Genomic DNA, 7,608 nt, shown 5'->3' with positions numbered 1-7,608 from the left:
CAAGCTGCTGGTCTGGGACATCATGAAGAAGCCGCTCGCCACCCGGCTCGCGGAGCAGGCGCTCAACCCGCTCATCGGCAAGAGCTTCGTGGTCTACGCGACCAAGCCGCACCTGCCCCGGCTCGCCGAGACGGACGGGGTGGCCGCCCAGTGACCACCCCCCGGACAGAACACCTCGTCCTGCCCGGGGTCCTCACCGCCGAGCAGGCCGCCGAGACCGTCCGCGGCATCCTCGCCGTGCAGCGGGAGGACGGGGCGATCCCGTGGTTCCGCGGGCACCACCTCGACCCGTGGGACCACACCGAGGCCGCCATGGCCCTGGACGCGGCAGGCGAACACGAGGCCGCCGAGCGGGCCTACAGCTGGCTCGCCCGGCACCAGAACGAGGACGGCTCCTGGTACGCCGCCTACGCCGACGGTGCCCACGACGACGTCACCGACCGCTCCCGCGAGTCCAACTTCGTCGCCTACATCGCCGTCGGCGTCTGGCACCACTACCTGTCCACCGGCGACGACACGTTCCTGGACCGGATGTGGCCGGCCGTCTACGCGGCCGTGGAGTGGGTGCTGCGGCTGCAGCAGGCCGGCGGACAGATCGGCTGGCGCCGCGACGACGCCGGCACCCCCGCCTCGGACGCCCTGCTCACCGGCAGCTCCTCGATCCACCACGCGCTGCGCTGCGCCCTGGCCATCGCCGAGGAACGGGAAGAGCCCCAGCCGGACTGGGAGTTGGCGGCCGGGGCGCTGCGGCACGCGATCCGCCGGCACCCCGAGCGCTTCCTGGACAAGGACCGCTACTCGATGGACTGGTACTACCCGGTCCTCGGCGGCGCCCTCACCGGAGCGGAGGCCAAGGCCCGCATCGAGGCGGACTGGGACCGCTTCGTCGTGCCCGGGCTCGGCGTGCGCTGCGTGGTGCCCAACCCGTGGGTGACCGGCGGCGAGTCCGCCGAACTCGCCCTGGCCCTGTGGGCCATGGGCGAGTCCGACCGCGCGCTGGAGATCCTCCAGTCCATCCAGCACCTGCGGGACCCGCACAGCGGCCTGTACTGGACGGGCTACGTCTTCGACGACGGCGCCGTCTGGCCCCGCGAGCTGACCACCTGGACGGCCGGCTCCCTGCTGCTGGCCGTGGCCGCACTGGGCGGCCACGACGCCACGTGCGCGGTGTTCGGCGGCGACCACCTGCCGGCGGGGCTCGACCCGGACTGCTGCCGCTGAGCGGTCAGTGGCGGTGCATGCGGTTGGCGATGGCGTGGCCCACGAACAGATAGACCACGGCGGCCAGACCGTAACCGGCGACCACCCGCGCCCACGCCTCGTCGAAGGTGAACAGGTCGTGCGACCACCCGGCCAGCCAGGAGGCCGCGTCATGGACGAACTGGACCAGGCTGTTGGCCCGGTTCGCGTCCAACAGGTACATCAGGATCCACAGGCCGAGTATGAGCGCCATGATGTCGGCGACGATCGCGATGACCGTCCCGGCCTGATTCGCACCGTTGCGATATCGAGGGGACATGCCCTCCTGATTGCCGGACGACGGCCGGTGAAACCCGGCCCGGACCCGCACGGACCCGGCCCGGGCCCCTGACGCCACCCGGACGGAGTCCCCCGGGTGGCGGATCCGGCGGGCTCGGGCGAGGCTGCCGGAGGAAGCAGACCGCTCGGGGAGGACACGTCCGGAGGACCTCGTGCCCGTACCGATACGGCGCCTCATCGTGGCGCTCACCCTGTCCTGTGCCCTGGTGGCCGGTGCCACGGCCTGCGGCAGTGAGCAGGCGAGCAGCACCGGCAACACGAAGAGCAGTTCCCAGCAGACCGGTGAGGTGCGGGCCGAGCCCGCCGCCGACACCCCCAGCCCGACCACGTCCGCGGAGAAGCGCAAGTTCGCCAAGACCCGCTTCGTGGTGGACGCCGGTCTCGCCGCCGGCGCGACCTACCAGTGGATCGTCAAGCCCTGGAAGGCCGGCAAGTTCAAGAAGGGCGCCAAGGGCCGCAAGCTGACCCTGGTCAAGGCCGCCCTGGCCGGCGCCTTCGCCTACAACCGGCTCAAGGCGGCCCAGAAGAACGCCCAGGCCGACCCGACCCTGTCCAAGGCGCTCGCCCCGCTCACCGCGGGCATCGAGAGCCTGAAGAACCTGCCGTCCAAGCTCCGCGGCGGCGACGGGAACGCGGCGGGCCTGTTCGAGGACGTCATCGGCAACGTCAAGGATGCCGGGAAGAGTGCCGGTGCCCCGGTCAAGGACCAGGTGCCGTCCACCTCCCAGCTGACCAAGGGCTAGGAGTTCAGCTCCGCCAGCACCCGCAGGCTGTGCGGGTCCGGGGACAGGGCCAGCAGGTCCGTCACCGGGCCCGCGCGCCACAACTCCAGCCGCTCGGCGATGCGTTCGCGGGGACCGATCAGGGAGATCTCGTCGGCGAAGGCGTCCGGCACGGCCAGCACGGCCTCCTCCCGGCGCCCCGCGAGGAACAGCTCCTGGATCCGCCGGGCCTCGGCCTCGTAGCCCATGCGCGCCATCAGGTCCGCGTGGAAGTTGCGGGCCGCGTGCCCCATCCCGCCGATGTAGAAGCCGAGCATGGCTTTCACCGGCAGCAGCCCCTCGGCGACGTCGTCGCACACCTTCACCCGGGCCATCGGAGCCACCAGGAACCCCTCGGGCAACTCCCGTACCACGTCCCCGTACACCTCGGGCCGGCTCGGCGCCCAGTACAGCGGCAGCCAGCCGTCCGCGATGCGGGCCGTCTGCGCGACGTTGCGCGGACCCTCGGCGCCGAGGAGGACGGGCAGGTCGCGGCGCAGGGGATGGGTGACCGGCTTGAGCGGCCTGCCGAGCCCGGTGCCGTCCGGGCCCCGGTAGGGGAGGGGGTGGAACCGCCCGTCCACCGCCACGGGCGCCTCCCGGCGCAGCACCTGCCGTACGACGTCCACGTACTCGCGGGTCGCGGTCAGCGGTGACGCCGGGAACGGGCGGCCGTACCAGCCCTCCACCACCTGCGGTCCCGACAGGCCGAGCCCGAGCAGCACCCGTCCGCCGGACAGGTGGTCCAGGGTGAGCGCGTGCATCGCGGTGGCGGCCGGCGACCTGGCGGCCATCTGCGCGACGGCCGTACCCAGTCTGATCGTCGAGGTCCGTGCGGCGATCCAGGTCAGCGGGGTGAAGGCGTCCGAACCCCAGGACTCCGCCGTCCACACCGAGTCGTAGCCGAGCCGCTCCGCCTCCCGGGCGAGCGGCACATGACCGGCGTCCGGACCGCGTCCCCAGTACCCGAGCGCCAGACCGAGCCGCATCCGCCCGCCTCCTGACGTACCGTCAGTTCCGCATCGGAAGCCGACTGTACGACAACGGCCCCCCGCCCGGAAGGGCGAGGGGCCGGTGCGCTGCGGCGGCCGGGTCAGCCGCGCTGGATGCCGGAGGTGTCCTGGAGCACACCGCGGCGGCCGTCCTGGGTCTGCGCGACCAGCGCGGCACCGCGCTGCTCGACGGCCAGGTACCAGGTGCCCGGCGCGAGCTCGGCGATCGGCGCCGGCGAGCCGTCCTCCGCGAACAGCGGGCGGGCCACCGGCACGGCGAACCAGAACGGCGAGAAGTCCTCGGCGGCCGGCTGCGGCGCCGGGGCGGTCTGCGCGGCCTGCGGCTGCGGCTGCCCGTAGGGCTGACCCGGCTGCGGCTGGGCGCCGTACGGCTGCTGCGGCTGGGCGCCCGGGTAACCGTAACCACCGGGCGGCTGGGCGCCGTAGGGCTGCGGGGCGGCCGGCTTGGGGGCCGGCAGGAGGGGGGCCTGGAGGGCCGGGACCAGGGGGGTGGCGACGGCGGCGCCGCCCAGGACCAGAGCGGCGATGAACCCGAGGACCAGACCGGCGCCGGCGTCCACGCCGTCGAGGTCGATCAGCGTCCACAGCAGCGTCCAGGCGGCCAGGACCGCGAACGCGGTGCCGACGGTGGCGAGGTCGAGCCCGGCCACCTTGCGCGGCTGCGGCAGGCAGCGGTTGACGACGATGAGAACGGCACCGATCACCGCGCCCATGTAGGTGCCCAGGCCGGTGCCCAGGTTCTCCCACGCGCTATGGCCGACTTCGGTGCCGTAGCCGGAGAATGTGTAGAAGTTGAGGAACGACGCGATGAACAGCACCACCGCTGCTCCGATCACCACGCCGTCGCCTCTAGTGAGGGAGCGGATATTCACTTCAGGTCCTTCGTCGGTCGTCTCATCGTCGGGTAGACACTATCGCCCGCAAGATCCGGCTGTCCGGCCGGTTCCGCCCGCCGGTCACGACCCGCGCAGGAAACTCACGATTCCCTCAGAGATCCCTTGCGCCGCCCGCTGCCGCCAGGCGCCACTGGTCAGCAGTGCCGCGTCCTTGCTATCGCGCATGTTGCCGCACTCGATGAACACCTTGGGAACCGTTGACAGATTGAGACCACCCAGGTCCGTGCGCGTGACGAAACCGGTACCGTCGCCGACGTAGTTGGAGGGCGGCTCGCCCGTCTCGCGCAGGAAGGTGCCGGCGACGCGCACCCCGAGGTCGTGGGACGGGCCGACGATGGCACGGGTGTCGGCGGCACCGGCGTGCACGGACCCCGGCAGGATGACGTGGAAGCCGCGGTCGCCCTCGGCGGAGCCGTCGGCGTGGATCGAGATCGCCGCGTCCGCGCGCGCGGTGTTGCCGATCCGGGCCCGCTCGTCCACGCACGGACCCCACGCCGGGCTGTCGTCGTCGCGCGTGAGCCGCACCGTGGCGCCCTGCTCCTCCAGCAGGGTCCGCAGCCGGTGCGCCACGTCCAGCGTGAACCGTGCCTCGGTGTAGCCGTCGTCGGTGGACGTCCCGGTGGTGTCGCACTCCTTGCGGTTGGTCCCGATGTCCACCTGGCGGTTGATCTCGGCCGTGTGGTGGAAGTTGCCCGGGTTGTGCCCCGGGTCGACGACGACGACCTTCCCCCGGAGCGGGCCGGCGCCGCCCGGCCGGGCGGAGGGCGAGCCGGACGCCTTGGCGTCGTCGCCCGGGGAGGCGGCCGGCGTGATGCCGGACACCGTGGCGCTGCGCGGGGCGGGCGCGGGGGAGGCCGTACGGCCCGCGCCGCCGCCCGCCGCCTCGTACACCAGCCAGCCGAGCAGCGCACCGGGCACCAGCGCGGCGAACGCCACGGTCAGCGGAGCACGCCGGGTCCGGCGCTGCCGCGGGGGATCGAAGTCCGGTCCTGTGTACGACACGTCTGCCACCATACCCGGCGCCGATGGCACCGACGGGCATTGACGCGAACGTCGAAACCCCAGGTCAGAGGCCTTGAAGAAGTGCGTACGCAGACAGTCCGCGAGTCACGCGACCCCGCGGCCCGGCGACGCCCGCGCCCCGGAGCGGGACGTCAGATTCCCGCTCCCGTTCGCCGCAGGACCCGCAGCGAGCCGGTCGCCGACACCTCCGTGAACGCCCCGGATCCCAGGGCCCGCAGGTACACCCGGTACGGCGCCTGGCCGGTGAACTCGTCCTCCGGGTCCGGGAAGACGTCGTGGATGACCAGCAGCCCGCCCTCGGCGACGTGCGGCGCCCAGCCCTCGTAGTCCGCGCCGGCGTGCTCGTCGGTGTGGCCGCCGTCGACGAACACGAACCCGAGCGGAGAGTTCCAGATGGCGGCGACCTGCGGGGAGCGGCCGACGAGGGCGATCACGTGCTCCTCCAGACCCGCCTTGAACAGCGTGCGCCGGAAGGCCGGGAGGGTGTCCATGAGGCCGGTCTCCGGGTCGACGGTCTCCGGGTCGTGGTACTCCCAGCCGGGCTGCTGCTCCTCGCTGCCGCGGTGGTGGTCGACGGTCAGCGCCGTCACCCCGGCCGCGCGGGCCGCGTCGGCCACCAGGACGGTGGAGCGCCCGCAGTAGGTCCCCACCTCCAGCAGCGGCAGCCCGAGCCGGCCGGCGGTGACGGCCGCGTCGTACAGGGCGAGCCCCTCGTCGACGGGCATGAACCCCTTCGCCGCCTCGAACGCGGCCAGGATCTCGGGCTGGGGAGCGGCGGGCATGGGGCGCCTTTCGGTCGTACGTCGGTCCGACGCCCATGCTGCCGCACGCCCGGTCACCTGGATGACCGGGGGTGCGCGCAGCGGCCCGAAGGGGCGCGGGGGCCTCTGCGCGAGGCCACCGCTTCGGTGGCTTCCCGCAGGAGACGCCTCCGCCCGGGCGCTCAGGCGCCCACCGTCTCCCCGGGCAGTGACAGGTCCAGGTCGACGGACCGCTCCGCCCCGGGATGCGTCACCGAGGAAGCCAGCGGCCCGTGGCCGGAGGCCTTCGCCGCCAGCACGTACGCCCCTTCGCCCGGCACCGCCAGCACATAGCTGCCGTCCGCCTCGGAGAGGGTCGCGCCGGCCTGCCGTCCCCGGGGGTCGATCAGGGTGACCTTGGCCCGGGCGACGGGCGCGCCGCCGGCGTCCAGGACCCGCCCCCGGAACCCGCGCAGCACCTGCTCGGCACGCTCCAGGTTGGCCTCCTCCTCGCTGCTCGCCCGCAGTTGCGTGTGCCGGGCCGGCCGGGCGGCCTTCGGCAGGCACAGCGCGAGCAGCAGGCCCACCGCGACGGCGGCCGTGGCGATCAGGAAGGAGATCCGGAAGCCGTGCATGGTCGGGACCGCGACGCCGCCCACGTCGTTCGCGGTGTTGGCCAGCACCATGCCGATGACGGCGCTGGACACCGAGGTGCCGATGGACCGCATCAGGGTGTTCAGCCCGTTGGCGGCACCGGTCTCCGAGGCGGGGACCGCGCCGACGATCAGTGCGGGCAGCGAGGAGTAGGCGAGGCCGATGCCCGCGCCGAGCACCACGGAGGTGACGACGGTCTGCCAGGCCGCGTCCATCAGGCCGAGGCCGCCGCCGTAGCCGATGGCGATGATCAGCAGGCCGGTAATCAGGGTGACCTTGGGGCCGTAGCGGGCGGACAGCCGGGCGTAGACCGGTGCCGTGAACATCATCGTCAGGCCCAGCGGGGCCACGCACAGGCCGGCGACCACCATCGACCGGCCGAGGCCGTAACCGGTGGCGGTGGGCAGCTGGAGCAGCTGGGGCAGGACGAGGGAGACGACGTAGAAGCTGACGCCGACCATGATCGAGGACAGGTTGGTGAGCAGCACCTCGCGGCGGGCGGTGGTGCGCAGGTCCACCAGCGGTGCCTCGACGCGCAGTTCGTACACGCCCCACAGCAGCAGGACCACGACGGCGCCGGCGAACAGGCCGAGCGTCGTGCCCGACGACCAGCCCCAGTCGCTGCCCTTGGTGATGGGCAGCAGGAGCAGGACCAGGCCGGCGGACAGGCCCAGCGCGCCCGGCAGGTCGAAGGAGCCCTCGGCGCGCATCGGGGACTCCGGTACGGCGAGGAGGGTGAGGACGATGGCGAGCGCCCCGAGGCCGGCGGCGCCGTAGAACAGGGCGTGCCAGTCCGTGTGCTGGGCGACCAGGGCCGCGGCGGGCAGCGCGAGACCGCCGCCGACGCCGATCGAGGAGCTCATCAGGGCCATGGCCGAGCTGAGCTTCTCGCGGGGCAGCATGTCGCGCATCAGGCCGATGCCGAGCGGTATCGCGCCCATCGCGAAGCCCTGGAGGGTACGGCCCGCGATCATGACGAGCA

General features: G+C 73.2%; 8 protein-coding genes and 1 pseudogene. 3 read left to right on the top strand and 6 right to left on the bottom strand.

Going from position 1 to position 7,608, the window contains the following annotated elements:
• Positions 1-154, top strand: a pseudogene (locus tag IE312_RS42420) (SAM-dependent methyltransferase); the annotation flags it as partial.
• A complete protein-coding gene (locus tag IE312_RS29745; RefSeq protein WP_189985381.1) occupies positions 151-1,221 on the top strand; it encodes a prenyltransferase/squalene oxidase repeat-containing protein in 1,071 nt (356 codons plus the stop codon). The pseudogene IE312_RS42420 and the gene IE312_RS29745, both read left to right, overlap by 4 nt.
• 4 nt (positions 1,222-1,225) lie before the next feature.
• Here the strand turns inward: IE312_RS29745 and IE312_RS29740 are convergent, their stop codons facing one another.
• Positions 1,226-1,519 carry a hypothetical protein gene (locus IE312_RS29740; RefSeq protein WP_030655739.1) on the bottom strand — a complete coding sequence of 98 codons (294 nt, stop codon included), beginning with the start codon at positions 1,517-1,519 and terminating at the stop codon, positions 1,226-1,228.
• A 172-nt stretch (positions 1,520-1,691) separates the two neighbouring features.
• Here IE312_RS29740 and IE312_RS29735 point away from each other — a divergent pair, with 172 nt between their 5' ends.
• Positions 1,692-2,282 (top strand): hypothetical protein, encoded by a 591-nt coding sequence (locus tag IE312_RS29735; RefSeq protein ID WP_189985380.1) that lies wholly within the window; start codon positions 1,692-1,694, stop codon positions 2,280-2,282.
• Here the strand turns inward: IE312_RS29735 and IE312_RS29730 are convergent.
• From IE312_RS29730 to IE312_RS29710, 5 genes are all read right to left on the bottom strand, one after another.
• Complete coding sequence (locus tag IE312_RS29730) at positions 2,279-3,289, bottom strand: LLM class F420-dependent oxidoreductase (protein ID WP_189985379.1); 1,011 nt, start codon at positions 3,287-3,289, stop codon at positions 2,279-2,281. The two genes, IE312_RS29735 and IE312_RS29730, sit on opposite strands and share 4 nt — an antisense overlap.
• A 104-nt stretch (positions 3,290-3,393) precedes the next feature.
• Positions 3,394-4,152, bottom strand: coding sequence for a DUF5336 domain-containing protein (locus IE312_RS29725; protein WP_189985378.1), 759 nt, complete (start codon positions 4,150-4,152; stop codon positions 3,394-3,396).
• A gap of 117 nt (positions 4,153-4,269) precedes the next feature.
• On the bottom strand, positions 4,270-5,211 hold the full coding sequence (locus tag IE312_RS29720) for an N-acetylmuramoyl-L-alanine amidase (RefSeq protein ID WP_189985377.1): 942 nt from the start codon (positions 5,209-5,211) through the stop codon (positions 4,270-4,272).
• A 152-nt stretch (positions 5,212-5,363) separates the two neighbouring features.
• Positions 5,364-6,014: a class I SAM-dependent methyltransferase gene (locus IE312_RS29715; RefSeq protein WP_189985376.1), complete on the bottom strand. Its 651-nt coding sequence runs from the start codon at positions 6,012-6,014 to the stop codon at positions 5,364-5,366.
• 161 nt (positions 6,015-6,175) lie between these two features.
• Positions 6,176-7,608, bottom strand: a 1,433-nt coding sequence (locus IE312_RS29710; protein WP_229900584.1) for an MFS transporter, incomplete at its 5' end; no start/stop codon positions are given.

Origin of the sequence: Streptomyces capoamus, assembly GCF_014654935.1 — a bacterium.
Taxonomy (GTDB): domain Bacteria; phylum Actinomycetota; class Actinomycetes; order Streptomycetales; family Streptomycetaceae; genus Streptomyces; species Streptomyces capoamus.
This window is presented reverse-complemented; position numbering and strand designations above follow the sequence as displayed.

Coding starts and splice junctions, on each gene's coding strand:
- IE312_RS29740 (WP_030655739.1), bottom strand. CDS start 1,519: ATGTCCCCTCGATATCGCAACGGTGCGAATCAGGCCGGGACGGTCATC.
- IE312_RS29730 (WP_189985379.1), bottom strand. CDS start 3,289: ATGCGGCTCGGTCTGGCGCTCGGGTACTGGGGACGCGGTCCGGACGCC.
- IE312_RS29715 (WP_189985376.1), bottom strand. CDS start 6,014: ATGCCCGCCGCTCCCCAGCCCGAGATCCTGGCCGCGTTCGAGGCGGCG.